The organism is Streptomyces sp. Xyl84 (assembly GCF_059731885.1).
Genome location: NZ_AP029182.1, coordinates 774370 through 799779 on the forward strand (window position 1 = coordinate 774370; position 25410 = coordinate 799779).

General features: G+C 75.3%; 23 protein-coding genes. 13 read left to right on the top strand and 10 right to left on the bottom strand.

What is annotated here, in order from left to right; translation table 11 throughout:
- Nucleotides 1-68: 68 nt before the first annotated feature.
- The 4 genes from AC6I72_RS03325 to fxsT are packed head-to-tail and all read left to right on the top strand — an operon-like array spanning nt 69 to nt 8153.
- Nucleotides 69-1028 (top strand): effector-associated domain 2-containing protein, encoded by a 960-nt coding sequence (locus AC6I72_RS03325; protein ID WP_497999321.1) that lies wholly within the window; start codon nt 69-71, stop codon nt 1026-1028.
- Nucleotides 1025-2530, top strand: a complete 1506-nt coding sequence (locus tag AC6I72_RS03330) for a VMAP-C domain-containing protein (RefSeq protein WP_497999322.1) — start codon at nt 1025-1027, stop codon at nt 2528-2530. Before AC6I72_RS03325 ends, AC6I72_RS03330 begins: the two co-directional genes overlap by 4 nt.
- Nucleotides 2527-3603, top strand: coding sequence for an AAA family ATPase (locus AC6I72_RS03335; protein ID WP_497999324.1), 1077 nt, complete (start codon nt 2527-2529; stop codon nt 3601-3603). Before AC6I72_RS03330 ends, AC6I72_RS03335 begins: the two co-directional genes overlap by 4 nt.
- Nucleotides 3600-8153, top strand: coding sequence for an FxSxx-COOH system tetratricopeptide repeat protein (gene fxsT / locus AC6I72_RS03340; protein WP_497999325.1), 4554 nt, complete (start codon nt 3600-3602; stop codon nt 8151-8153). The genes AC6I72_RS03335 and fxsT overlap by 4 nt, the downstream gene beginning before the upstream one ends.
- A gap of 78 nt (nt 8154-8231) precedes the next feature.
- Here fxsT and AC6I72_RS03345 read toward each other — a convergent pair whose 3' ends face one another.
- The 3 genes from AC6I72_RS03345 to fxsA are packed head-to-tail and all read right to left on the bottom strand — an operon-like array spanning nt 8232 to nt 10854.
- Nucleotides 8232-9452 (bottom strand): aKG-HExxH-type peptide beta-hydroxylase, encoded by a 1221-nt coding sequence (locus AC6I72_RS03345; RefSeq protein ID WP_497999326.1) that lies wholly within the window; start codon nt 9450-9452, stop codon nt 8232-8234.
- Nucleotides 9449-10678, bottom strand: a complete 1230-nt coding sequence (locus AC6I72_RS03350; protein ID WP_497999328.1) for an FxsB family cyclophane-forming radical SAM/SPASM peptide maturase — start codon at nt 10676-10678, stop codon at nt 9449-9451. Before AC6I72_RS03350 ends, AC6I72_RS03345 begins: the two co-directional genes overlap by 4 nt.
- The gene (gene fxsA, locus AC6I72_RS03355; RefSeq protein WP_497999329.1) at nt 10675-10854 is read right to left on the bottom strand and encodes an FxSxx-COOH cyclophane-containing RiPP peptide; all 180 of its coding nucleotides are present in this window, start codon (nt 10852-10854) and stop codon (nt 10675-10677) included. The genes AC6I72_RS03350 and fxsA overlap by 4 nt, the downstream gene beginning before the upstream one ends.
- Before the next feature lie 371 nt (nt 10855-11225).
- Between fxsA and AC6I72_RS03360 the strand changes: the two genes are divergently transcribed.
- Nucleotides 11226-12686, top strand: a complete 1461-nt coding sequence (locus AC6I72_RS03360) for a chloride channel protein (protein WP_497999331.1) — start codon at nt 11226-11228, stop codon at nt 12684-12686.
- On the opposite strand, the gene AC6I72_RS03365 is transcribed toward AC6I72_RS03360, so the two are convergent.
- The 3 genes from AC6I72_RS03365 to AC6I72_RS03375 all read right to left on the bottom strand — a co-directional run bounded on the left by AC6I72_RS03365 (nt 12658) and on the right by AC6I72_RS03375 (nt 14531).
- On the bottom strand, nt 12658-13164 hold the full coding sequence (locus tag AC6I72_RS03365) for a CU044_2847 family protein (RefSeq protein WP_497999333.1): 507 nt from the start codon (nt 13162-13164) through the stop codon (nt 12658-12660). The genes AC6I72_RS03360 and AC6I72_RS03365 overlap by 29 nt on opposite strands.
- Before the next feature lie 103 nt (nt 13165-13267).
- Entirely contained in the window at nt 13268-13705 is a 438-nt protein-coding gene (locus tag AC6I72_RS03370) for a hypothetical protein (RefSeq protein WP_497999335.1), read from the bottom strand.
- 79 nt (nt 13706-13784) lie between these two features.
- Entirely contained in the window at nt 13785-14531 is a 747-nt protein-coding gene (locus AC6I72_RS03375; RefSeq protein ID WP_498004577.1) for a helix-turn-helix transcriptional regulator, read from the bottom strand.
- Nucleotides 14532-14672: 141 nt separating this feature from the next.
- On the opposite strand from AC6I72_RS03375, the gene AC6I72_RS03380 reads away from it, so the two are divergent.
- Entirely contained in the window at nt 14673-15089 is a 417-nt protein-coding gene (locus tag AC6I72_RS03380) for a cupin domain-containing protein (RefSeq protein ID WP_497999337.1), read from the top strand.
- 181 nt (nt 15090-15270) lie between these two features.
- On the opposite strand, the gene AC6I72_RS03385 is transcribed toward AC6I72_RS03380, so the two are convergent.
- The gene (locus AC6I72_RS03385) at nt 15271-16077 is read right to left on the bottom strand and encodes a TIGR02452 family protein (protein ID WP_497999339.1); all 807 of its coding nucleotides are present in this window, start codon (nt 16075-16077) and stop codon (nt 15271-15273) included.
- Between the two features lie 317 nt (nt 16078-16394).
- Between AC6I72_RS03385 and egtA the strand changes: the two genes are divergently transcribed.
- The 4 genes from egtA to egtD are packed head-to-tail and all read left to right on the top strand — an operon-like array spanning nt 16395 to nt 20834.
- Complete coding sequence (gene egtA / locus AC6I72_RS03390; RefSeq protein WP_497999341.1) at nt 16395-17696, top strand: ergothioneine biosynthesis glutamate--cysteine ligase EgtA; 1302 nt, start codon at nt 16395-16397, stop codon at nt 17694-17696.
- Nucleotides 17693-19066: an ergothioneine biosynthesis protein EgtB gene (gene egtB, locus AC6I72_RS03395; RefSeq protein ID WP_497999342.1), complete on the top strand. Its 1374-nt coding sequence runs from the start codon at nt 17693-17695 to the stop codon at nt 19064-19066. Before egtA ends, egtB begins: the two co-directional genes overlap by 4 nt.
- The gene (gene egtC, locus AC6I72_RS03400; RefSeq protein ID WP_497999344.1) at nt 19066-19875 is read left to right on the top strand and encodes an ergothioneine biosynthesis protein EgtC; all 810 of its coding nucleotides are present in this window, start codon (nt 19066-19068) and stop codon (nt 19873-19875) included. Before egtB ends, egtC begins: the two co-directional genes overlap by 1 nt.
- Nucleotides 19872-20834: an L-histidine N(alpha)-methyltransferase gene (egtD, locus tag AC6I72_RS03405; RefSeq protein ID WP_497999346.1), complete on the top strand. Its 963-nt coding sequence runs from the start codon at nt 19872-19874 to the stop codon at nt 20832-20834. Before egtC ends, egtD begins: the two co-directional genes overlap by 4 nt.
- A gap of 247 nt (nt 20835-21081) precedes the next feature.
- On the opposite strand, the gene AC6I72_RS03410 is transcribed toward egtD, so the two are convergent.
- Nucleotides 21082-22341 carry an extracellular solute-binding protein gene (locus tag AC6I72_RS03410; RefSeq protein WP_497999348.1) on the bottom strand — a complete coding sequence of 420 codons (1260 nt, stop codon included), beginning with the start codon at nt 22339-22341 and terminating at the stop codon, nt 21082-21084.
- A 268-nt stretch (nt 22342-22609) separates the two neighbouring features.
- Between AC6I72_RS03410 and AC6I72_RS03415 the strand changes: the two genes are divergently transcribed.
- A complete protein-coding gene (locus tag AC6I72_RS03415) occupies nt 22610-22825 on the top strand; it encodes a dodecin (RefSeq protein WP_497999350.1) in 216 nt (71 codons plus the stop codon).
- A gap of 51 nt (nt 22826-22876) precedes the next feature.
- On the opposite strand, the gene AC6I72_RS03420 is transcribed toward AC6I72_RS03415, so the two are convergent.
- The gene (locus AC6I72_RS03420) at nt 22877-23368 is read right to left on the bottom strand and encodes a phosphatase domain-containing protein (RefSeq protein ID WP_497999352.1); all 492 of its coding nucleotides are present in this window, start codon (nt 23366-23368) and stop codon (nt 22877-22879) included.
- A 157-nt stretch (nt 23369-23525) separates the two neighbouring features.
- Here AC6I72_RS03420 and AC6I72_RS03425 point away from each other — a divergent pair, with 157 nt between their 5' ends.
- Together AC6I72_RS03425 and AC6I72_RS03430 are read left to right on the top strand one after the other, a co-directional pair.
- Nucleotides 23526-23759, top strand: a complete 234-nt coding sequence (locus tag AC6I72_RS03425; RefSeq protein ID WP_497999354.1) for a hypothetical protein — start codon at nt 23526-23528, stop codon at nt 23757-23759.
- A gap of 94 nt (nt 23760-23853) precedes the next feature.
- Nucleotides 23854-24852: an LLM class flavin-dependent oxidoreductase gene (locus AC6I72_RS03430; RefSeq protein WP_497999356.1), complete on the top strand. Its 999-nt coding sequence runs from the start codon at nt 23854-23856 to the stop codon at nt 24850-24852.
- 69 nt (nt 24853-24921) lie between these two features.
- On the opposite strand, the gene AC6I72_RS03435 is transcribed toward AC6I72_RS03430, so the two are convergent.
- Nucleotides 24922-25299, bottom strand: a complete 378-nt coding sequence (locus AC6I72_RS03435; RefSeq protein ID WP_497999357.1) for a winged helix-turn-helix transcriptional regulator — start codon at nt 25297-25299, stop codon at nt 24922-24924.
- Nucleotides 25300-25410: the final 111 nt, after the last annotated feature.

Here is a 25410-nt window from a genome sequence, read left to right on the forward strand (position 1 = left end):
CGGGCACACAACTGTCACCGGCCGCGGTTGTCTGCCAACATCGTGCAAAGGCGGAGCGAACGGGGCGCGTGGTGTCGCAGTCGATCGAGGACTCATGGCGGGTGCGGATTCTCGGCTCGGACAACACACCGGTGGGATCGGGTGTTCTGGTGGACGGGGGGCGGGTGCTGACGTGTGCTCACGTCGTGCAGGGCGCGCTGGAGCTGGCGGAGCACGAGTCCCCCGAGGGGCTGAGCGTCACGGTCGACCACCCGGGTTCCCTCAGCCGTGAGGTGTCCTGCGCCTCCGTCCTGCCGCAGGGCTGGGCCCCGCCCGACCGGGAACGCGCGGACGTCGCGGTCCTGGAACTGACCGGCGCGCCGCCCTCCGGCTGCGTCCCGGCCCGGCTGCGTGCGTGCGGCCCGGTGCGGGAGCGGACCGTACGGGTCTTCGGCCAGTCCTCGGCCGCCGCACCCGGCGTCTGGGTGACGGCGCGGCTGCTCGGCGCGGGCGGGCTCAGCCCGGACTGGGTGCAGCTGGAGAGCCCGGAGGGGTCCGAGGAGCGGGTGCGGGGCGGATACAGCGGGGCGGGCGTCGTGGACGCGGACGGGTACGTCATCGGCGTCGTCGTCGCCGTGCGCCGCCCGGCCGGCTCCCGCACCGCGTGGATGATCCCCGTCGAGGCCGCCGTGCGCTACTGCCCGCTGCTGGCCGGTGCCGTGCACGGCGGGCCGGCGCCGGCGCCCGCCTGGCCGCGCGGCGCGGACCGGGAGCTGACCACCGCGCTGGTGAAGCTGCCGAGCATGCGCGACCCGCAGCGCCGCGAGAGCGTGCTGCGCGACGCCGGGGACGAGATCTTCGACCTGGCCGAGCGGTCACCGGTCCTGGTCGAGGACGTACGCGGGGTCGTGGCGCTGTGCCTGCAGTACGCGGACGGCATCGACCGGCTCGCCGCCGCGCTGCGCTGGTACGAGCGGGGGTCGCTGCCGATGCGCGAGTTCGAGCGCGTGGTCCTGCGGCTGCGCGGCGACGCGGGGACCGCACCGTGACCGGCACCGCCGGCACACCGCGCACGGACCTGTTCTGGGACCTGGCGGGCCTCATCGCCCACATCCCCGGGCTCGGCCACCCGCTGCCGCTGCGGCGCGCCGCGGAGGCGTTCGCCGAGCGGTTCGGACCGGTGGACACCGAACGCTCCGGCATGCTCAGGGAGGACCTCTACGCGACGCTGCGGGCCTGCGACACCTACCCCGAGGGGCTGCGGTTCTACCTCGACCGGCTGGGCAGCGGCCGTACCGGGACGCTGGCGTGGGCGGCCGTCGAGCAGATGTACCTGCGGCTGTACCCGGAGCGGCTGCTCACGGCCGCCGAACGCGACGAGCTGTGCGCGCTGCTCGCCCAGTGCCCCGCCGCCACGCCGCTGGAGCCGCTCGCCCGGCGCTTCCTGCCGTTCCTGCCGCGGCCCGCGGGCGGGGAGGCCGGCGGGCCCGGGGCGGTCGCGGAACTGCTCGACGCCCTGGAGGACGCCCTGGTCCTGGCGGACGAGGCGCATCCGCTGCTCTCCTTCGTCGAAGCCGTGGCGGCCTGCCAGCAGCGGCCGCTGGAGGCCGGTCTGCAGGCCTGGAACGACAAGGCGGCGCACCGCATCGGCTGCCCGCCCCAGCTGCTGCGCAGGGTCCGCTTCCGGGAGCGGGCCCGGCTCGGGCGGCCGGCCGAGCCGTACCGGCTGCTCGTGGAGATCGTGGCGCATCCGGCCGCCCCCGACGAGTACCACGTGCGGGGCTGGCTGCTGTCCCCCGCCCAGGGACCGCACTCCCTGCTCGCCGACTGCCGGGTGGCCTCCCGGGCCGCGCTGGAGGAGACGGTCGCCGCTGTGCACCAGAGCGCGCTGGAGCGCCTCGGGGAGCTGAGCGCCGGACTGAAGGTGGAGTTCCTGCTGCCCCGGCCGCTGCTGTGGCTGGACGTCGACCAGTTCCTGGTCCGGCCGGCCGGTTCGGTGGCCCGCCCCATCGGCGCCGACCACACGGTCCTGGTGCGCAGCCGTGACCGGTTCCACAAGCGGTACTGGTGGCCGGCGCTGCACCGCCGCCTGGCCTGGCTCGAGACCCACCCGGACGGCGTCTTCGAGGCCCCGGCCGTACGGTACGTCGCGCACGGCCGCGCCCCGGCGCCCTACGACCTGCTGAGCGAACTGCGCGACGGGGAGACGCCGTTCTGCTTCGTCCTGCTCGACCCCCCCGCCTACGACGGCGATCTGGCGGCCGACCCGGTCTACGTCCTCCTGGAGGTGGGTATTCCGGCCATCGTCGCGCTGCGCCGCCAGGGCCACCACGCCGAGGCGCGGCCCCAGTTGTGGAATCTGCTGGCCGGAAGGTTGGATGCGCTGCCCGACCGGGTACGACATCTGCGGGGCGTCGGTCCGGGCGGCGGTGGGTCAGCGGTGACGCTGGACCTGCATCGCCACGTCACCCTAGTGTGGGACAGCCAAGACGGACTGGAGGGGGCGGAGGCCGCGCTCGGGCATCCGCGGACCGGGGGTGGCCAACCATGACCGGGGAGACGACCGATCAGCGTGAGGCACGGCAGCCCCGTCCTCCCGCCTGGTGGGTGTTCCGGGACAACGGCGCGCAGCACGCGCCGTCCGAACCGCTGCCCCCGCTGCCCGCCCCGCCGCCCTGGCGGCGCTTCCGGCCGGACACCGACAGTCCGCCGCTGGACATCCCCGACCCCGGCGACCACTGGGACGTGGAGCGGAAGCTGGGCTCGCGCCGGGCGGGCACCCTGGACCACGCCGTCGTCGACGTCATCAACGCCGCGATCCAGCTGCGCCGCCCGCTGCTGGTCACCGGTCAGCCGGGCACCGGCAAGTCCAGTCTGGCCCACCAGATCGCCGCCGAGCTGGGTCTGGGCCGGGTGCTGTGGTGGCCGGTGGTCAGCCGTACGACGCTGCGCGACGGCCTGTACGACTACGACGCGATCGGCAGGGTGCAGGACGCGCCCGTCGGGACGGGCCCCGGCCTCAAGCGCGAGCCGCTGCCCGACGTGGGCCGCTATCTGACGCTCGGTCCGCTCGGCACGGCGCTGCTGCCCTGGAAGCGGCCCCGGGTGCTGCTCATCGACGAGCTGGACAAGAGCGACATCGACCTGCCCAACGACCTGCTGCACATCTTCGAGGAGGGCGAGTTCCGCATCCGCGAGCTGGAGCGGCTGGGCCAGTCCCGGCGCGAGGCGAGCGTCGGCACGGCCGACCACGGCTCGCCGGTCGTGGTGCGCGACGGGCGGGTGCGCTGCTCGGAGTTCCCGGTGGTGGTGATCACCAGCAACGGCGAACGTGCCTTCTCGCCCGCCTTCCGCCGCCGCTGCCTGGAGGTGGAACTCGCCGCTCCGGACGAGGCACGGCTGGCCGCGATGGTCGAGGCCCACTTCGGTGCCGGACGGGACCCGCGGGCGGCGGAGCTGGTCCGCGCGTTCCTCCGGGAGCGCGGGGACGGCTCGCTCGCCGCCGACCAGCTCCTGAACACGGTGCACATGCTCACGAACGGCGCCGCCGACGCCGACGAGGCGTCCTGGACGCAGTTGCGGGCGGCCCTGTGGCGCAGCCTTGCGACGGACGCCTCGCCATGACCGGCGAGGCGGCCCGGTCGCCGTCGGCGCGCGAGTGGGCGGAGGCGATCTGGCTGGCGGAGCGCGTCGGGACGGCCGGGGGCGTCCTGCCGGACCGGGCCGTGCCGCCCCGGGCCGGCGGGCCCGGCGACTTACCGCCCGCGGAAGCGCCCGGGGCGCGGGAGGCACCGCGCGCCGACGCCGACGCCGATGCCGCGCCGGACGCCGCCGGCGCCCGGCACGCGGGGCCCGGGACCCGGGACGCCGGTCCGCCCGCCGGCCGCTCCCCCGCCGAGAACGCTCCCTCCGCGGGGTCCCCGGCCACCGGTTCCCCGACCGCCGGTTCCTCTTCCGGATCCGACGCGGACGGCGTGCCGCCGCACGCCCCGGAGAAGCCCGCGGCTCCTGCGGGTGAGGGGGAGGACGAGGCGGAGTCCGGCGCACCGTCCGGGCGCCTGGTCCGGGGGCCGCTGACCGACATGGGGTCCCCGGTGGGCGCGCCGCAGCTCTCCGTCCCGCTGTTCGACTCCGACACCCGCCCGGGGGTGCTGCGCGACCCGCTCCGGCTGGCCCGCGCCCTGCGTCCCCTCAACCGGCGGATCCGCTCGCGCCGCAGGTTCACCCTGGACGAGGAGCGGACCGCGATCCGGTCGGCGGAGCTGGGCCGGTGGAGTCCCGTGCCGGTCGACGTGCCGGACCGGTGGTTCGAGGTCGCGCTCGTCGTCGAACAGAGCGTGTCGATGACCGTGTGGCGGGGCGTCGCCGACCGGTTCGCCGAACTGCTGCGCCGTCAGGGCGCGTTCGCCGACGTACGGGTGTGGTGGCTGGACACCCGCGGTGGGAAGGCGGCGCGGCTGCGCTCCCACCACGGCGGCCCGGCCCGCGCCCCGGACGAGCTGTTCCACCCGCAGGGACGCCGGCTGGTGCTGCTGATGAGCGACTGCGTGGGGGACGCCTGGGCGTCCGGCAGCGTGCCCCGGCTGCTGCACCGCTGGGCGCGGCACACCCCGGTGGCGGTGCTCCAGCCGCTGCCCAGCCGTCTGTGGGACCTGTGCGAGGCGGTGCCACGGGACGTACGCGTGCGGGCCCTGGCGCCCGGGCTGCCGAACGCGCTGCTGCTCCTGCGGCACGGCGCGCGCTGGGTGCGGCCCGGCGCGCTGCCCGTGCCGGTGCTGGAGATGGAGGCGTCCTGGTTCACGGGCTGGGCCCGCATGGTGGCCGGTGAGGCGCCCTCGCACAGTGACGTGGCGGCCCTGCTGGTGGACGAGCAGGGTCTGGCCCCGGAGTGCCTGCCGCCGCTCGCCCCCGAGCACCGGCCCCGTCCGGTCACCCCGGAGCAGGCGGTAGGGCGTTTCCTGCGGCACGCCTCCCCGCAGGCGCGGCGGCTCGCCGCCCAGCTGGCGATGGTCCCGTTGCGGCCGGAGGTCGTGGGGGCGGTGCAGCGCCTGCTGGGGCGGGCGGGCGGCCCGCTGCCGTTCGCGGAGATCCTGCTCGGCGGTCTGCTCGCGGCGGACAGCGGCCCGCGGGCCGGCCGGCCCGGGGGCGCGGGAGCGGGCGGCGGGGCGCGGGACGACGGCCCGCGCTTCGAGTTCCTGGAAGGCGTACGCGACCGGCTGCTGTTCGGCCTCGGGCGCACCGAGACCCTGCGCACGCTGCAGGAGGTCTCGCAGATCGCCGGCCGGGTCATGGGCGCCCGCTCCGGGCTGCTGGGCACGCTGGTGGCCGCGCCCGCCGAGCTGGACGGGGCCGTGCTCGGACCGGCCGACCAGGAACTGCTGTCGGCGGCCGCGCCCGCCCTGGCCGCCCTCGGACCGGCCTACGGAGGCGCACTGGCCCGCGCACGGGCGCATTCGTCTTTGGGCGGGCCCGCCGGCGGGGAGGACAGCGGGCGTCGGCCCGCCTCGTCCGGCGCGGCGGCACCGCCCACCACTCCACCTCCCAGGGAACCGGCTCAGCGCATGGAGGACGTGTCGATGGACCCCGCCCCTTCCCGTACGACGCCACCGGCCGCGGGCGTCGAGCGGCCCGGCCCGCCCGTGGGAAGCACCCACACGCCGGCGGCCGGGACCCCCCTGCCGGCCCGGCTGCCGCGGACCATGCCGCTCCCCCAGGCCTCCTACTTCACCGGCCGGGAGGAGGAACTCGACAGGCTGCAGGCCATGCTGCACGCGGGCGACCAGGTGGCCGTCCTGCCGTACGCCCTGTACGGGATGGGCGGGGTCGGCAAGACCCGGCTGGCCGTGGAGTACGTGCACCGCCACCACACGGAGTACGAGCGGATCTGGTGGATCGACGCCGAGCAGCCCGCCGTGATCCGCCAGCAGCTCGCCTCGCTCGTGCCGGACTTCGGCGCGGCGGCCGAGGGCCCCGGCGACCCGGTGGACCGGGTCCTGGCGGCGATGTCGACCGGGGAGCCGTTCCGCCGCTGGCTGCTGGTGATGGACAACGCGGGGGCGCCCGAGGACGTCGTCCCCTACATCCCGTCGCTGCTCGGGGTGGCGCAGGGCGCGGGGCACGTCCTGGTCACCTCGCGGCACTCCGGCTGGGCCGACCGGGTGCACGCGCTGCACGTGGACGTGTTCTCCCGGCAGGAGAGCATCGGCTTCCTGCGCCGGCGCACGCCCTGGGCCACCCAGGAGGAGGCCGAACGGCTCGCCGAGTCGCTGGGCGACCTGCCGCTGGCGCTGGAGCACTCGGTGGCGGCGCAGGCCCAGTCGGGCATCGGCACCGGCGCCTACCTGGACCTCCTCGAGAACCGCCGCCAGGAGCTGCTGGCGGAGCCCCCGTCCTCGGGTGTGCGGCCGGTCGCGGCGACCTGGCGGGCCTCGGTGGACCTGCTGCGCGCGCAGAACCCGCAGGCGCTCGAACTGCTGCGGCTGCTGGCCTTCTTCGGACCCGAGCCCGTCGCGCAGTCGTTCCTGCGCGACGCGCGGCTGCTGAACCTTCCCGACGACCTCGCCCCGGTCGCCCGCGACGAGCTGGCCCGCGGCCGGGCGGTCCGGGCCATCAACCAGTTCTCGCTGCTGAGCGTCAACGCGGCCACCGGCACCCTCCAGGTGCACCGGCTGCTCAGCGGCGTCCTGCGGGACGAGCTGTCCGACGAGGAGGCCACCAGGCTGCGGCACCTGGTCCACGAGATCATCGCCGCGCACGACCCCGGTGACTCCCAGCGCCCGGAGAACTGGCGCAACTACGCCGACATCCTGCCCCACCTCGAACCGTCCGGCCTGCTGGACTGCGGGGACGCCGAGGCACGTGACACGGCGCTGAGCATCCTCGGTTACGTCATCGCGCGCGGTGACTTCCGCGGTGCCGTCCAGATGGCCGGGAAGGTCGCCGGCATCTGGCACACGACGCTGGGCCCCGACCACGTGCAGACGCTGTGGGCGCGCCGGCAGCAGGCGAGCGCGCACTGGCAGCTGGCCGAGTTCGAGGACTCGCGGCGGATCAACGAGGACGTCCTGGCCAGACTGCGCGCCACGCTGGGCGACGATCACGAGTTCACCCTCACCGTGGCCGGGGCCACCGCCGCCGACCTGCGCGCGGCGGGCCGCTTCCCGCAGGCGCTGGCCCTGGACCGCGACGCCTACGACCGCAGCGTCCAGCTGCACGGCGAGCAGAACCCGCACGTCCTGACCGTGGGGCACAACTACAGCGTGAGCCTGCGCGTCAACGGCCTGTACGAGGAGGCGCTCGCCCTCGACCAGCGCATCCACGACGCCCGGCTGGAGATCCTGGGCCCCACGGCCCGCTCCACGCTCTTCTCCATCAACAACGTGGCGCGCGACATGCGCGAGTGCGGCCGGTACGCGGACGCGATGATCCTGCAGAGCAGCACGGTGGCCCGCTACCGCGAGCAGTACGGCGACCGGCACCCGCACACGGCACGCGCGATCAAGAACTTCTCGGTGACCTGCCGCAAGGCCGGCGACTTCGAGCAGGGACTCGCCCTGGCCCAAGAGGCGCTGGAGCTGTACCGGACGCTGTTCGGCCAGGACCACGTCGACACGCTGGCGGCGCTGACGAACATCTCCAACGACCTGAGACTGACCGGGGACCCGGCGGCGGCGCGCGAGCACAGCGCCGAGGCGCTGCGCCGCTACCGGTCCGTGCTGGGTCCGGTGCATCCGCTGACGGGCGCGGCCGGTGTCGACCACGGGGCGGCGCTGCGCGCCTCGCAGCAGCACGCGGAGGCCCGCCGGGTCGACGAGGAGACGGTGGCGGCGCTGGCGGCGGCGCTCCCGGACGACCATCCGTGGCTGCTGCTGGCCCGGGTCAACCTCGCCACCGACCTGGCGCACGGGGGTGAGCCGGAGGCGGCGCGGACGCTGGGCGAGCAGTGCGCCCGCGCGCTGGAGGCCCGCTACGGCGACCGTCACCCGGCGACGCTGGCGGCGCTGACCAACGTGGCCCTGGACACGGCGGCCACCGGCGACGAGGAGGCAGCCGAGGAACTGCTGGCGTCGGTGCGGCGCCGTTATCTGGCGACCCTCGGCCCCGACCACCCGGAGAGCCGCGGCGCCGCCGCCGGGATCCGCGCGGAGTGCGACATCGAGCCCCCGCCGATCTGACCCGCCCCCGCCCGCCGGCCCCGGGGTGCCGGGCGCCCCCGGGCGGGCGCCGTCCGCCGCGCGCGGGCGCGGCCCGGGTCACGTCGGTGCGTCGTCCCACTCGGCGAGGACGTCGCGCAGGGCGCGCAGGAGCAGGTGCCCGTTCCCGGTGAGCCAGTCGCCGCGTTCCAGCTCGTCGGCGGCGCGGCGGACGGTGTGCCGCCACCGCTCGTAGGGCGCGTGGGCGGCCCGGTCGCCCAGGGCCGCCTCGGTGCGCCAGAACGCGGCGGTCACGAGGAACGCCGAGGCGCCCTGGAGCAGGGCCGAGGGCGGCCGGGGCCGTTCGCTCCAGGGGGCGTGGCCGCGGGCGCCGGGCGGGGCGTCGAGCAGCCGGGTGAGGTCCTGCAGGGCGTACAGGAGCGAGTGCTGCGTCTCGTGGACGAGCGCGGCGGCGAGTTCGGCGGGGTCGTCGAGCGGCGCGAGGGCGACGAGACCGTAGGCGTCGCTGAAGGAGGCGCTCAGCCAGCGGCCGGAGGTGCCGGCGGGGGCCCGCGGGGGCAGCGGGACGACGGCGCGGACGGTGCCGCGCACCGCGTCGGCCCGGTCGGGGTGGCGGGCGGCGAGGTGCCGCCAGGCCGCGCCGAGCCGCTCCCGCCAGCGGGCGGGTTCGCCGGCCTGCGGCAGCCCCGGGTCGTCGAGGGAGGGGTGGGAGTCCAGGCGCAGGCGCAGTCGCGGGCCGGGGCCCGCGAGGGTGAGGTGCGGCAGGGGCGCCCAGCCGGGCGCGGCCCGGTCGGGGGCGTCCGGCACGGTGACGGTGACGGTGGTCCCGGGGCCGTGGGCGGTCACGGTGGTGCCGTGCGGGCCGCCCGCGACGCGTGCGGCGCGCGTGTGGGGGGCCAGGGCGGCGCGGCCGAGTCCGGGCAGGCGGAGGATGCCGTCGTGGACCGGGACGTCGAGGCGGAAGGTGAGGCCGGCGCGGTGTCCGGCGGCCGCGGCGAGGGCGCCGACCGGGTCGGGGCGGCCGTCGCGCACGGCCTCGGCGAGCGCGGTTCCGGCGGCCGGGTCCGTGATCAGGGCGTCGAAGACGGCGGGTGCGCGGTGGCGTACGGCGGCCAGGAGGGCGACGGCCTGGGCGCGGGCGGGTCCGCCGCGCGGATCCTCGTGCAGGGCGCGCAGCAGCAGGAGGTTGCGGCTCGCGCGGGCGGTGCGCAGCAGGCGCACGGTGGCACCGTCCGGCGTGCCGCGGGCGAGCTGGTGCCACAGGCCGCCGGGCAGGGGCAGCGGGGGCGCGGGCGCGGCGGCCCGGTGGTCGTGCGTCAACGGCGGGCCCCGGCGGCTCGGTCGAGGTCGGCGCGCAGGACGTGGGCCACGTGCCGGATCAGGGCCATCAGGTCGGGGCAGTACACGGAGGGGTTGAGGTAGCCGTTGTCGGCGCGGTAGCGGTGGGGGTAGTGGCCGCCGCCGCAGACGGTGCCGACCGGGCAGGCGCGGCAGGTGGCGGCCAGGGCGCGGGCACCGAGCTGGCGGGCCACGGCGCCGGGGTGGTCCAGGAGGGCGTCGAAGGAGTGGCGGTGGACGTCCAGGCCGCTGCGGTCGGCTCCCTCGTAGGCGGACTTGAGCTGGTCGGAGAGGGTGAGGGCGCCGTCCGTGTCGACGACCGCGAGCTGGCAGGGGGCGCCGCCGATGGTCTCGGTGCGGGTGACGCCGCCGAGGAGGAGGTCGAGGACCGACTCGAAGAACGCGATGCGCACCGGTGGTCCGGGTGTGCCGTACCAGCGGTCGAAGACGGTGGCGAGCCACTGGCCGTAGGGGGTGTGTCCGGGGTCGGCGGTGCGTCCCGGCGGGCGGGTCGTCCAGTTGCCCAGCGGCAGCAGCAGGCGCAGGGCGGGCGGGTCGTAGGAGAGCAGGTGCTCGTAGGTGGCGAGCGGGTCGGCGGTGACGTCGACGGTGCACAGGATGCCGGCCCACACCTCGCGGTGGCCGGGGGCGGCGAGGCGGCGCAGGGCGGCGGCGACGCGGGCGTGGCTGCCGCGTCCGGCGTGGTCGAGGCGGGCGCGGTCGTGGGTGCGCGCGGTGCCGTCGAGGCTGACGGCGATCTTGATGTCCTCCTCGTGGCACATGCGCAGGACGTCGTCGTCGAGGAGGGTGCCGTTGGTCTGGACGACGACCTCGGCCGTGGTGCCGGCCGGGAGCCGCGCGCGCAGGGTCCGGGTGAGGGTGCGCAGCAGGGGGGTTCCGGCGAGCAGCGGTTCCCCGCCGTGGAGGATGACGCGCACGGAGCCGGGGCGGTGGTGTGCCGCGTGTTCGGCGATCCGGTGGCACACCTGTACCGCCGTGTCCGGGGACATGGTGTGCGGCTGGGTCCGCCAGTGCCGGTCCGCGGCCTCGTACACGTAGCAGTAGGTGCAGGCGAGGTTGCAGCGGCTGTGCACCTTGACGACGAACTCCCGGAAGGGCAGCGGGCGTTCGCCGGCGGCGCGCAGGGCGGCGACGTCGAGGAGGTCGTCGGGCCACCGGCCGTGCGGGGCGCTGCCGGCGGGGGTCACGGGGCGGGGGTGGTGAGCCGGCGCGGGCCCTCGGAGGTGTCGCCTCCGGAGTCGTAGGCGGCCACCGGCGCTTCCTCGCCCGCCAGGTGGCGCAGGACGCGGCTCAGGGCCGCGGACAGCGCCGAGTCGGTGCCCTCCAGAATCTCCTCCAGGGGCAGCCCTGTCAGATCCGGCATGTCCGCCGTGCGCTCACCGGCCCCGCTCGGCATCGGCCTCAGCCCCCTGTCGCCACTGCCCGCTGACTGTCTGTTGATCCGGCTTTGAGGATAACCAGATGAACGTAGGCAGGTCAGCCCGTGATTCGGGCGCGGCCGACCGGTTCCGCTGGGGTGTATTGGACGGTTGTGCGATGGGGTGTCAGTATGCTGATGATCCGTCATCCCCCGTTCGGAGCTGCGCGGTTGACCTTGCGCCGGGTCGGCCGTCACCCTGGCCGAGGGGGACGGTGCCGGGTGGCGGGAGTATGCGGGTGACAGCGGGGGCGCGTGGTACGGAAGAGCGTTCGCGGCGCTGGTCCTTACGGTCTTCGACCGCACGGTTGCTGCCGGTGGACGGCGCTGACGACTCACAGGCACGCTGGGTGGTGCCCGCCGTCCTGATCGGCGCCGTGGCGGGTCTGGGCGCCGCGGCGCTGTTCGGGCTGCTGCACCTGTGCACCGGCTGGCTGCTGGAGTCGGTGGCCGGTTACCGGCCCTACCGGACGACGGCGGAGGGCGGATTCCTGGAGCTGGAGGGCTCCGACCGGCCGTGGCTGGTGCCGCTGGTGGCCGGCGGCGGCGCCCTGGTCGCCACCGCGTTCGCGCTGTGGCTGGCCCCCGAGGCGCGCGGGCACGGCACGGACGCGGCCATCGCGGCGGCCCACCACGACCCGACGGGCATGCGCGGCCGGGTGACGGTGGTGAAGCTCGTGGCGTCGGCGCTGACGCTGGGTTCGGGCGGCTCGGGCGGCACGGAGGGGCCCGCGGCGCAGATCTCGGCGGCCTTCGGTTCCGTCATCGCCAGGCGGACCGGCATGTCGCGCGAGCAGGCCCGGACCGCCCTGGTGATCGGGCTGGCCTCGGGGGTGGGCGCGATCTTCCGTGCGCCGTTCGGCGGGGCGCTGCTCGGGGCGGAGATGCTGCACCGGCGGGGCATGGACGCGCGGGTGCTGCCGAAGGCGCTGATCGCCTCCGTGGCGGGCTGGCTGACGTTCGGCGCCTGCTTCGGGTTCACGCCCGTACTGGGCCACCACGCGGGCGCGGCGGTCAGCGGCGTCGGGGAGTTCGCGCTGGTCGCCGTGGTGGGTGTCGTGGCGGGCGGCGCCGGACGGCTGTACACGGCGTGCTTCTACGCGGTGCACCTGCGGGTGGAGGCCCGCGCGCGCGGGCTGCTGTCCCGGATCGCGGCGCCGACGGTCGGGGCACTGCTGGTGGGCGGGCTCGGGCTGCTGGTCCCGGGGGTGCTGGGGACGGGGTACGGCCTCATGGAGGCGGTGACGCAGCGGCAGTTGCTGCTGGACCTCCCGCTGGCCGTGGTCCTCGCGCTGCCCCTCGCGAAGATCGTCGGTACGGCGCTGACGGTGGGGTCGGGCGGGTCCGGCGGGATCTTCGGGCCCGGCATGGTCGTGGGCGCGGGGGTGGGCGCCGCGCTGTGGCGGCTGGCCGAGCCGCTGGGCATCGCCCCGCACAGTCCGCTGGTCCCGGTGGCGGTCGGCATGGCGGCCTGTCTCGGCTCGGTGGCCCACGCCCCGCTCGGCGTGCTGGTGATGACGGCGGAGATGCTCGGGGACGCCGCGCTGCTCGGGCCCGGCATCCTGGCCGTGCTGTGCGCGCAGGCCGTCACCGGCGGCACGACCCTGTACCGCAGCCAACTGGAGCGGGTCGGTGACGTGCCGGACCTGGTGAAGGATCCGGTGCCCCCGGTGGGCGTGGCGGCTCAGGCGCAGCGCACGGTGGTGGCTCCCGTGCGCCGGGAGCCGCCGGACGCGGATCCCGTGGCGGTCAGGTCGACGGACCCGATGTCCCAGTGACGCCCGGCGCCGGGCTGTCACCGGCGCCCGTACCGGGTCCGGCGTCCGGGCCGCCGCCCGCGCCCTCCCCTCCGCCCCCGCCCCGGTCGCCGTCGCCGCCGTCTTCCTCGTCCCCGTCCTCGTCCTCGTCCTGCGGAAGTCGTTGTCCGGGAGTGGTCCGCTCCCAGACCACCTTGACCTTCACGTGCCCCTCGACGCCCGTCCGTGCGATGACCGCGCCCGCCTCCACGCTGAACTTCACCCCGAACTCCAGCTCGACCGTGGACGGCGGGGACGGCATCGCGGTGATCCGCCGCAGGGTGCGGCCGGCCACGTCCCGGATCTGGTCGAGGCCGGCCTCGAACCCGTCCACCGCCTCCTGCCGGGTGCCGCCGACGCGCCGCCGGGCACGCTCGACCCCGGGGTCCTCGTCCGCCATCTCGACGTAGACCCCGGCGGATCCCCCGCCCAGGTCGAAGCGCACCAGTTCGCCGCTCATGAACTCCCCCTCGCCCCACCGCGTCCGGCACCGCACCGCACGGGCGCCAGGGCGGGCACCTACCCCTTCGGTGCCCGTCCGAAGCATGCGCGAGCCACGCCTGTCAGACCGTCAGCAGGGCGATGCCCAGGGCGATCAGGACGGCGACCTTGACGATCTCCAGGGCCACGTAGACCAGGTGGTCGTGCGACCGGGGGCCGTCCACGGCCTCCGCGCCGGACAGGACCCGGTCGGACCTGCGGTTCAGCCGGGGGCGGACGAGGACCAGCTGCACCAGCAGGAGGACGGCGACGGCCGCGGTCAGGGCGGTGACCGCGGCCGGGGCGCGGCCCAGGGCCACCGCGACGACCACCACGACGGCCAGCGCGGCCTCCACCAGGTTCAGCGCCCGGAAGACCATGCGGCCGATGCCCAGGCCGATGGGAATGGTCACGCCCGGGGCACGGAACTTCAGCGGAGCCTCCAGGAAGGAGATGCCCAGCACCATGCCGAGCCAGACGAAGGTGACCGCGCTCGCCGTCGCGGCCGACGTGGTGTTCATCGATGTGCTGCCTTTCTGTCCGGGCGGACGGGCCCGGGCCGTTCTCCGCCGGGGCCGCGAGGGTCCGGGCCTGTTCACGTCATCCGGAAGGCGTCCCGGCGGGCGCAGGGGCGGCCAGGTGCGCCAGACAGGAGCCGGGGGCGGCGAACGGCTCCAGGCCGCTCACGGTCAGCGGTGCGTCCAGCTCAGCCGACGCGCCCTGCATCAGCCCCAGGTGGAGCGGGCACACCAACTGGCCGTACTCCTCGGCCAGTTCCAGGAAGGGGCAGTGGCGCAGTCGGATCCGCTCCGGCATGCCGCCCTGGCCGCCCCCCTCGGGGACCGGGTCGAAACCGAGATCGTCGAGCAGACCGACCAGCCGGTCGATCGGCCCCGCTGCCGCCGGCCCCGCTGCCGTCGTCCCCGCACCCGCCGGGTCCGCGGCCGCCGACCGCGTCGCAGACGGGAGTGGCGAGGTGCCCGGCCACGAGAGGGGCGGCGGAGGCAGCGGAGACTTCGCGAGGCGGCGGCCCCATGACCGGCCCGTCTCGACGGCGGCGGTCCGCGCCTCGGGCCCGCGCGAGGCCAGTTCACCCAGCAGCATCCGCGCCAGCAGACCGTAGCCGCGGGCGCCGTCGCGGTCCATGCCCGGCCGGGCGGCGTACACCGTGCGGGGACGCCCGGGGCCCGGGCGGCGACGCCCTGAGCCGTCCATGTCCTCGGCCCGCCGTTCGGCCAGCCCCTCGGCCACCAGGGCGTCCAGGTGGAAACGCACCGTGTTGGGGTGGACCCCGATCCGCTCCGCGGCCTCCACGGCACCCAGCGGCCCGGGGGCCGAACGCAGCATGTCCAGCACCTCGCGCCGACGCGGGTTGCGCCGCCTCTCGGACACTCGACTCACCCCTTCCCACCTGCGGTGATTTTTTACGAGTCGAACATGGAACAATCGTAGGCGATGCATCGGAGCCACAGGGAAGAGGGGTGCACCATGGCGTCGTCCGCCGCGCACGACACCGGTCCGGACGGGGCCGGGCCGCCCGAGCCGCGCGTGCTGTGCGACGCCCGCGCGCTGGCCGGGAATCCTCCGGCAGCGGCGGGCGTGCTGTGGAAGCTGGCGGAGAGCGGGCGTCAGCTCGACGCCAATCTGGTCCGCCTCGCACCGGGCGCGCGGGTCGCACCGCACGCCGAACCCGACCTGGACGTGCTGGTGTACGTCGTCTCCGGCGGCGGGACGCTCGGCGCGGGCCCGCAGGACGAGCCCCGGGAACTGGCCGAGGGCGCCACGGTCTGGCTGCCGCACGGTTCGACGCGCAGTCTCGGCGCCGGCCCGGACGGGCTCGTCTACCTGACGGTGCACCGCCGGCGTCCCGGCATGCAGATCCGGTCACGGAAAGAGGGTTCCTGACGGGAGGTCAGGATGCTGGGGGGAGGTCAGTGTCGCCGAGGCACGCAGCGGGTACGCGCCGGCGCACAACGGCGCCGAAGCCGCCGGCGCCGGCATCGGCATCGGCATCGGCATCGGTGCGGACAGAAGCGGGTTCCGGTCAGCGGACGGTGTCCGCCGGGGCCCGCTTCTGTTCGCCGCTCTAAGCGAACGCGCGCGCGAAGGCCGCCCGGACGACGTTCCCCGGCGTCCGGTCCAGCACCCCGAACACCACGTGCTCGAACGCGTCCGAGAACCGCCCGCCCGGCCCCAGGAGCGCCCGGAAGGCGCCCGCCACCTGCGCGGGGTCGTTGCGGAACACCCCGCATCCCCACGCGCCGAGCACCAGGTGCCGGTAGCCGTGGGCGGCGGCCGTCTCCAGCACCCGCTCGGCGCGGACGGCCAGGGCGCCCGGCAGCCGGGCGGCCCGCTCGGGCGTGTCCCGCAGCACCACCCCGGCGTTCGGGGCGGCCGCGGTCAGGAAACCGGCGGTGTACGGCTCGTCCAGGAGCCGGCCGCGGTCGTCACGGAAGACGGGGACGGCCGGTGAGTGAATCACCCGGTCGGAGTAGAACGGGTCGCGGTGGGCGCGGTGGTGCTCGTAGAACTCCCTGGCCCCGAGCAGACAGGTGTACAGCGCCGAGGCACGGCACAGGGCCTCTTCCTGGGCCTGTGCGCCGTTGAGGTAGCCGCCGCCGGGATTGCGCGCCGAGGCGAAGTTGAGGACGGCCACCGGCCCGCCGAGCCGCCGGGCGGCCTCCAGGCTGCTCTCCCCCGTGACCTCGAAGGAGGTCTCGGCCGGCGCCCACGGCGGTACGGGCACCGGCCCGGGCCCGCTCATGCGCGTCCCGGCCCGGGCGGCCTCGACGGCCGCCGCCAGGCTCACCTCGCGCCCGTCCTCCCGGCGATAGCCCCCGGCCATCACGATCTGCTCGGTCTGCTGTGCGATGCCGCGCAGGCGCGCGCTCATGGCGCCACCCCCGTGGGCGCCATGACCGCGCACCGCGCGGCGTCCCCCGTGTTCATGCACGCATCGTGGGCGATCCGCGAGCCCGGGTGCAACGGAGTTTCCGCCTCCGGCAGCCGCCGAATCCGCCCTCGCGAGCCGTGGGCAGGCACCGTGAAGGTGCGGGAAACATCGCGGAAACGGAGATTTCGGGGCACGATTATCCCGTTCTGCACCCTTGTGCGAATCGGCCCGAGGGTTTTGGGTGGGGACGGTGCGACCCCGTCCCGGACCACGGAACCCGGGCCGGTGGCATGGTGGAATCTCAGGAGGATCCCGACATGTCCGATTCGGCAAGTGGCTGTACGGAGCCCCGTACCGCCGTCACCGAAGCCGAGGTCGAGGCTCTGGTCAGCGGCATCTGCTTCAAGACCGGACCGCCCCGTACCGTCGGCGTCGAAGTGGAATGGCTGGTCCACGAGCTGCGCGCGCCGCGGCTCCCCGTGACCCCCGAACGTCTCGAAGCGGCCTACGCCGCCCTGCGGACCGTGCCCCTGGGATCGGCGCTCACCGTCGAACCCGGCGGCCAGCTGGAACTCAGCTCGCCGCCCGCCGCCTCCCTGACGGAGTGCATCGGCACCGTCTCCGCCGACCTCGACCGCGTCCGCGCCGTACTGGCCGGGGACGGGCTGTGTCTGGTCGGCCTCGGGCACGACCCCTGGCACACCCCCCGCAGGTTCCTGCGGGAGCGGCGTTACGACGCCCTGGAGGCCTGTCTGGACCGCGACGGCCCGGCCGGCCGGCACATGATGTGCACCTCCGCCTCCGTGCAGGTGTGCCTGGACGCCGGCCACGAGGAGCCGGGGCCGCTCGGCCACGTGCGGCGCTGGTGGCTCGCGCACCAGCTGGGCGCGGTCCTGGTGGCCGCGTTCGCGAACTCCCCGCTGCTCGGAGACCGGCCCACCGGATGGCGCTCCACCCGGCAGTTGCTCTGGACGGAGATCGGCCCGGGCCGGGCGGGCGCACCGCCACTGGACGGTTCCCCCCGCACCGCCTGGGCCCGGCACGTCCTGGACGCGCCGGTGATGTGCGTACGGCGTGACGACGGGCCGTGGCACGTGCCCGAGGCGCTGAGCTTCCGGGAGTGGATACGCTCCGGCCTCCCGAGACGGCCGTCCCGCGAGGATCTCGACTACCACCTCACCACCCTGTTCCCGCCCGTCAGGCCGCGCGGCCACCTCGAACTGCGCATGATCGACGCGCAGTCCGGGGACGACGGATGGATCGTGCCGCTCGCGGTGACGGCGGCGCTCTTCGACGACCCGGAGGCCGCCGAGAACGCGTACCGGGCCGTGAAACCGCTCGCCGAGCGGACCATGGGCCGGCCCGCGCCGCACAATCCGCTCTGGACCGAGGCGGCCCGCTCCGGACTCGCCGACCCGGAGCTGCGCGACGTGGCGGTCACCTGCTTCGAGGCCGCCCTGGCGGCCCTGCCCCGGCTCGGTGCCACCGCCGCGGTCCAGGACGCCGTCGGCGCGCACCTGGACCACTACGTCCGCAAGGGCCGCTGCCCCGCCGACGACCTGCTCGACCGGCTGGACGGCCGGGACCGCCGCACCCACGGGAAGGACCTCCGCTCATGACCGACCCCGCGCTCGACCCCGCGCTCGAGGCGGCGCCCGGTCCGACGCCCGGCGCCGGAACCGACCCCGAGGCGCTGCGCGCCCGCGCCCTGACCTCGCTCACCGCCGCACGGGAGCGCACCACGCTGCTGACCAGCTGCGTGGAGGAGCCCGACCTGACCGCTCAGCACTCCCCGCTGATGTCCCCGCTGGTGTGGGACCTCGCACACATCGGCAACCAGGAGGAGCTGTGGCTGCTGCGCACGGTCGCCGGGCGGGAGGCGATGCGCCCGGAGATCGACAGCCTCTACGACGCCTTCGAACACCCGCGCTCCGAACGCCCCTCGCTGCCGCTGCTTGCGCCCGCCGAGGCCCGCGCGTACGCGTCCGAGGTGCGCGGCAGGGTGCTGGACGTGCTGGAGTCGGCCGCGTTCCACGGGACCCGGCTGACCGAGGCGGGCTTCGCCTTCGGCATGATCGCCCAGCACGAACAGCAGCACGACGAAACGATGCTGATCACCCACCAGCTGCGCCGGGGCCCGCGCGCCCTGACCGCACCCGACCCCGAACCGGCACCCCCGTTCACCGGACCGCCCGAAGTCCTCGTCCCCGGCGGCCCGTTCACCATGGGCACCTCCACCGAGCCGTGGGCGCTGGACAACGAACGGCCCGCGCACGTACGCGAGGTGGCGCCGTTCTGGATCGACACCACCCCGGTGACCAACGGCGCGTACCAGGCGTTCGTGGAGGACGGCGGGTACGACGACGCGCGCTGGTGGGCGCCCGAGGGCTGGGACCACATCCGGCGCCAGGGCATCACCGCGCCGCTGTTCTGGCGGCGCGAGGGCGGACAGTGGCTGCGGCGGCACTTCGGCGCCACCGAGGCCGTACCGTCCGGCGAGCCGGTGCTGCACGTGAGCTGGTACGAGGCCGACGCCTACGCCCGCTGGGCCGGACGGCGGCTGCCCACCGAGACCGAGTGGGAGAAGGCCGCGCGGCACGACCCGGCCACCGGCCGCTCGGCCCGCTACCCGTGGGGGGACGCGGACCCGTCGCCCGCACACGCCAACCTGGGCCAGCGCCACCTGCGCCCGGCCCCGGCGGGCAGCTACCCCGCCGGCGAATCACCCCTGGGCGTGCGGCAGTTGATCGGCGACGTGTGGGAGTGGACGGCGAGCGACTTCCTCCCCTACCCGGGGTTCGCGGCGTTCCCGTACAAGGAGTACTCCGAAGTGTTCTTCGGACCGGAGTACAAGGTCCTGCGCGGCGGCTCGTTCGCCGTGGACCCGGTGGCCTGCCGCGGCACCTTCCGCAACTGGGACTACCCGGTCAGGCGGCAGATCTTCTCCGGTTTCCGCACCGCACGCTCGGCCCGGCCGGGAGAGTCCTGATGTGCCGTCACCTGGCCCGGCTGGGCCCCGAGGAGCCGCTCGGCCGCGTCCTGGTGGAGCCGCCGCACAGCCTGTACCGCCAGTCCTGGGCGCCCCGGCAGCAGCGGTACGGCACGGTCAACGCCGACGGTTTCGGCGTCGGCTGGTACGCCGCCGGCGACCCCGTGCCCGCCCGCTACCGCCGGGCCGGGCCCGTCTGGGCGGACCTGTCCTTCGCCGACCTCGCCCGGGTCGTGCGGACCGGGGCCCTGCTCGCCGCGGTGCGCGACGCGACGCTTTCGGGCGCGGACGCGGAGGCCGCGGCGGCGCCGTTCGCCGCGGGCCGGTGGCTGTTCAGCCACAACGGCGCCGTCACCGGCTGGCCCGGCTCGCTCGCCGGGCCGGCCCGGACGCTGCCGCCCGAGGACCTGCTCGCGCTGGAGGCCCGCAACGACTCCGCCCTCGTGTGGGCGCTGGTGCTGGCCAGGCTGCGCGCCGGGGACACCCCGGCGCAGGCGCTCGCCGACACGGTGCTGGAGGTGGCCGCGGCGGCCCCCGGCTCCCGGCTGAACCTCCTGCTCACCGACGGCGACACGATCACCGCGACCGCCTGGGGCGACACCCTGTGGTACCTCGCCGCCCCCGGGCCCGGCTCGGTGGTGGTGGCCTCCGAGCCCTACGACGACGATCCGCGCTGGCGCCGCGTGCCCGACCGCACACTGCTGGCGGCGCACCGCACGGACGTCCTGCTGACCCCGCTCAAGGACCTCACCCTCAAGAACGCCGCCGAGGACCTGACGTCCGCACCCCCCGAGGAGCCCCGTACGTGAGCCCGTTCCACGTCACCCGCATCCTGCCCGAGGACGCCATGGCGGCCGCGCTGCGCGCCGACGTCCGGCACGGGCTGACCAGCGACCCGAAGGCCCTGCCGCCGAAGTGGTTCTACGACGCGCACGGCAGTGATCTGTTCGAGCGGATCACCGAACTCGCCGAGTACTACCCGACCCGCGCCGAACGCGAGATCCTTGCCGGCCGGGCCGCCGAGATCGCCGCCGCCCTGCCCGCCCGCACCCTGGTCGAACTGGGCTCCGGTTCCTCGGAGAAGACCCGCTACCTCATCGACGCCCTCACCGGCCTGCACACCTATATCCCCGTCGACGTGAGCGAGAGCGCGCTGCGCCAGGCCGGGCGGGCGCTGACCGGCGAGCGCCCCGGCCTGACCGTGCACGCGCTGATCGCCGACTTCACCGCCGGGCTCACCCTGCCCGAGGCCCCCGGTCCGAAGCTGCTGGCCTTCCTCGGCGGCACCATCGGCAACCTGCTGCCCGCCGAACGCGCGGAGTTCCTGGCCGGGGTGCGCGCGCTGCTCTCCCCCGGCGACGCGCTGCTCCTCGGCACGGACCTGGTCAAGGACGAGGAGGTGCTGGTGCGGGCGTACGACGACGCGGCCGGGGTGACCGCCGCGTTCAACAAGAACGTCCTCGCCGTCGTCGACCGCGAACTGGGCGCCGACTTCGACCCGGACGCCTTCGACCACGTCGCGCTGTGGAACCCGGACGACGAATGGATCGAGATGCGGCTGCGCTCCCGCGCCGCGCAGACCGTGAAGGTGCCCGCCCTCGACCTCGCCGTCGACTTCGCCGCGGGCGAGGACCTGCGCACCGAGGTCTCGGCGAAGTTCCGCCGGGAGGGGGTGAGCGCGGAACTGGCGGCTGCCGGACTGGAGCTGACCCGGTGGTGGACGGACGCCGGGCGGCGCTTCGCGCTGTCGCTCAGCGTGGTGCGGTGAACGTGCCGCGCTGAGCCCCGTGTGCCGGGCCGAGCTCTGTGTCCGGGCCGATCCGCATGGGCCGGGGCGAACCCCGTGCGCGGGCCGAACCGCGTGTGCCGGGCCGAGCCCCGTGTGCGGGCCGAGCCGCATGTGCCGCGGTTCGTGCCGTCGCGGCGGCTCGGCTCTGGCCGGAAGTCAGCCCCGGCCCGGGGCCCGTCCGGGCCGGGCGGCGGCCCCGGCCAGCGGGTCGGCCCGGGCCGGGCAGTCAGCCCAGGCCGGGTGCCAGTTGCTCGGTGATCCGCCGGGAGGCGCGGCGGGCCTCGGTGCGCGGGTCGCCGCCGCCGAGCACCTTCGTCATGTACCGCTTGATCGGGTTGTCGGCCTCCACGGCGGCCCACTGCGGGGTGCTGGGCGTCGCCCGGCCGTGCGCGGCGCCCGCCGCCATGGCCGCGACCCCCTCCTCCCCGGCGACCGCCGAGGCGAGCGTCGTCTTGTTGGGGACGTAGTTCATGGTGCGGGCCAGCTCGGTGTCCCACTTCGCGCCGGTGAGGGCGGCGACGACCGCGACCGCCGCGTCCCGGTCGCCGGTGTTGCGCGGCACGATGAGGTCGGAGCCGCCGGTGAAGACGGCGCCGGGCCGTGCGGCGGTCTTCCCCGGCACCGGGAAGAACCCCAGCTTGCCCCGCAGGCCGGGGTTCTTCTGCACGACGGCCTGCGCCACGCCGGGCACGGCCACGATCTGCGCGACCTTGCCCGCGGCGAACACCCCGGCCTGCGGCGGGTGTTCCTCGTCGGAGCCCGCGGGACCGTCGCCGAGCGCCTGCAGCCGCTGGTAGAAGTCCATCCCGCGCAGGGCGGCCTGCGTGTCCAGGGTGCCCTTCCAGACGTTGGCGCTCTCCTTGGCGAGGTCGCCGCCCTCGTCCCAGATGAACCCGGAGAGCGTGTACCAGTCCTGACCGGCCAGGTAGATGCCCTGGTTGCCGCCCTTGTCGAGCTTCTCGGTGGCGGCGAGCCACTCGGCGCGGGTGCGCGGCGGGGCCTTGACGCCCGCCTGTTCGAAAAGGTCCTTGCGGTAGACGACGACACGGTTTGCCGCGTACCAGGGGATGCCGTACTGGGCGGAGTTGTCCTGGCCCGGCTCGGCGAGGCCCGGCACCCAGTCCCGCATGCCCCAGTCCCGCATCGACTCCAGGGTCAGGTTGGTGAGCCGGCCGCCCTCGACGTACTGGGCGACCTGGGTGTTGCCGACCTCGATGACGTCCGGCCCGCCCTCGCCGTCACCCGAGAGGGCGGCCTGCACCTTCGGGCCGATGCCGGTCCACTCCTGGATGCGGATGTCCAGGCGCAGGTCCTTGTGGCCGCGCTCGAAGTCCTCGGTGAAGCGGTGCAGGAAGTCCTGCGAGGCGCTGTCCTTCATCAGCCAGACGGTGACGGTGTGCCGCCCGCCGGTGCTGCCGGGCAGCGCTCCGCAGGCGCTGGCCAGCGCGGCGGACACACAGACGAGGGCGAGGAGGCGACGTCTCACGAGGGGTCCAGTTCTGTCAGGTGCACAGGAAAGTTCCCGACGTGGGGGGCCGAGCTGCGGGCTCGTACGGGCGTGCTGGGATTTTGGTATGGACCAATACGGAGGTCAAGTGTCCGTCCGGTCACGATCCGCACATCTCGCGCGCGGGCCGCGGATGCGGCACCGTGGAGTGACGTGTGACGCCCGCTTCACGGGGTGTCACCGTCCGACGTGACATCCCGTCGTCCGGCGCCCCCGCGGCGCCGCCCGCGAGAGGAGCACCCGCACCATGAGCGACCACGTCTACCGGGTCACCGAGATCGTCGGCAGTTCGCACCAGGGGGTCGACGACGCCATCCGCAACGCCATCACCCGCGCCTCGCAGACCGTGCGCAACCTGGACTGGTTCGAGGTCACCCAGGTCCGGGGCCAGATCGAGAACGGCCGGATCGAGCACTACCAGGTGGGGCTGAAGGTCGGCTTCCGGATCGAGGACGCGGGCTGAGGCCGGTACCTCTGCATCGAGGACGCGGGCTGAGGCCCGTACCGCCCCCTCTCAGGTCCGCCCCTCCCGCTCCTGTGCCTGTGCCAGCTCGGCCGAGGGGGCCGTCCAGCGGGCACGCAGGACACGGAACCCCGCCCGTTCGGCGTCCTCGCACACCAGCTCGTCGTCGTCCACGAGCACCCGGATCTCGCGGTCCCCGGCGAGCCGCCGCAGGATCTCCAGCTTGGTGATCCGGGCGGGCCTGCGGTCGCCGTCGGGCCGCATGTGCACACGGCCCTCGGGCAGCCCGTGGGCGGCGAGCCAGTCGAGCGTGTCCTGTCGGCACCGCTCGGGCCGCCCGGTGAGGTAGACGACCTCGCACTCCACCGCGCTGTCCCGGGCCAGCCGTACGCCCTCGGTGATCGGCGGGTCCTGGGGCGCGGCGGCGAAGAAGGCGTCCCAGTCGCGGGGCCGCCGCTGCAGGAAACGCTGCCGGTGCGCCGTGTCGGCGAGGGTGTTGTCCAGGTCGAACACGGCGAGGGGCCGCTTGCTGGTGTCCGTCACGCGGACCACCCTAGGTCCTGCCGTTCGGACCGGAACCGGCCCGGTGCGAAGGGGAGGCGCTGGTTCCCTTCCGGCGCGGGGCCGCCGCGGGGAGTTCGGAGCGGCCGGGCGGAGCGGTCCGGATGCGGTGCGGGGCCCCGCACCCGATGCTGGGTACATGTCCGGAGCACTGCCCGTGACCGTGCACCCGCCCTCCCCCACGGGCGGCCGGCGCGTCCGCGTCAACGGCGAGATCCTGGGGCTGGCGTACAGCGTCGCGGACGTCGCCGAGTTCCTGCGCCGCGCCGGCCTCGACGTCGACCCCGTGGAGGTCTCGGTCTCCCCGCTCATCGACTGGCGCGGGGTCGGCCCGGAGTACTGGGGACCGGAGCCCTCGGCCCCGACCGTCTGAGCGCGCCCGTCCGAGCCGGGCCGCCCGCGCGGGGCGGCCCGGCTCGGGTCCGCCCCCACGGGAATCATGGGCGCTGTCCCGCGTTGAACCGGGTGTGAGTGCCTTGATCGAGTCCACCCGTTTCTCCGTCCTGGACCGCTCCCGGACCCGGGAGGGCCGTCCGGCCGCCGAGGCCCTGCGGGACACCGTGCGCCTGGCCGAGGAGGCGGAGCGGCTCGGTTACCACCGGTTCTGGGTCTCGGAGCACCACGGCGTGCCCGGGGTCGCCGGATCCGCGCCGACCGTGCTGGCCGCCGCCGTGGCGGCCGCCACCCGCACGATCCGGGTCGGCACGGGCGGGGTCATGCTCCCCAACCACCGTCCGCTGGTCGTGGCCGAACAGTTCGGGGTGCTGGAGTCGCTGTTCCCCGGCCGCGTCGACATGGGCCTCGGCCGCTCCGTCGGCTTCACCGACGGCGTACGCCGGGCGCTGGGCCGCGACAAGGACGACGCCGAGGACTTCGCGGCCCAGTTGGCCGAACTGCTCGGCTGGTTCGAGGGCACGTCCCCGACGGGGGCGCACGCCCGTCCCGCCGAGGGGCTGCGTGTGCCGCCGTTCGTGCTGGCCATGGGCGAAGGGGCCGTGATCGCCGCGCGGGCGGGCCTGCCCATGGTCATCGGCGACCTGCGCGACCGCGAGAAGATGCTGCGCGGCATCGACCGCTACCGGTCGGCCTTCCGCCCCTCCCCCTGGGCGCCGGAGCCCTATGTCGTCGTCTCCGGCACGATCGCGGTGGCCGCCACCGAGGAGGAGGCCCGCCGTCTGCTGGTCCCGGAGGCCTGGTCCATGGCGCACGCCCGCACCCGCGGCACCTTCCCGCCGCTGCCGCCGGCCGAGCGCGTCGCCTCCCTGGCGATGACCGCCAAGGAGCGCGGCTTCTACGAGACCGGTCTGCGCGGCCACCTCGCCGGCACGGCTGAGCAGGTCGCGCGGGAACTGGGGACGGTGCTGAAGGAGACGGGCGCCCAGGAGGTCCTGGTCACCACGAGCACGTACGACCGTGCGGCGCTGGTGGACTCCTACCGGCGGCTGGCGGGGCTCTTCACGGCATAGGCCGGAACACCCGGGTCCGGCGTCCGGCGGCGCCTGCGGCGGCAGGGCCCCGCAGGGCCGCCCACCCCGTCACGGCGTGGCGGGCTCGCGGCGCAGGGCCCGGTCGACGTTGTCCTCGACCCAGGCGCGCAGCGCGTTGAGCGGGACCGCCGCGCTGTGGCCGAGGGGCGTGAGGGAGTACTCGACGTGCAGGGGCACAGCCGGGTAGACGGTGCGGTCGAGGATCCCGGAGTCCTCCAGGCGGCGGAGGGTCTGGGTCAGCACCTTGGGGCTGATGCCCTGGAGCTTGCGCTGCAGTTCTCCGAAGCGCTGAGGCCCCTCCTCCAGGGCGCCGATGGCCAGGGCGGACCACTTGTTGGCGAGCAGGTCGAGCAGGGCGCGGCACGGGCACTGAGCGGCGTACACGTCATGGTGCGCGTGCTGGCCGCTGGGGCAGGTGGTCGTCATGCTCACTCTCCTCACCAGGACACTTCCCGATGGGAAGTAGTGGACCTTGAAGGTAAGTATAGCTCTGGGGATAGCGTCATCGACGTCGACGGGAGGGCCGCGAACGGCCGT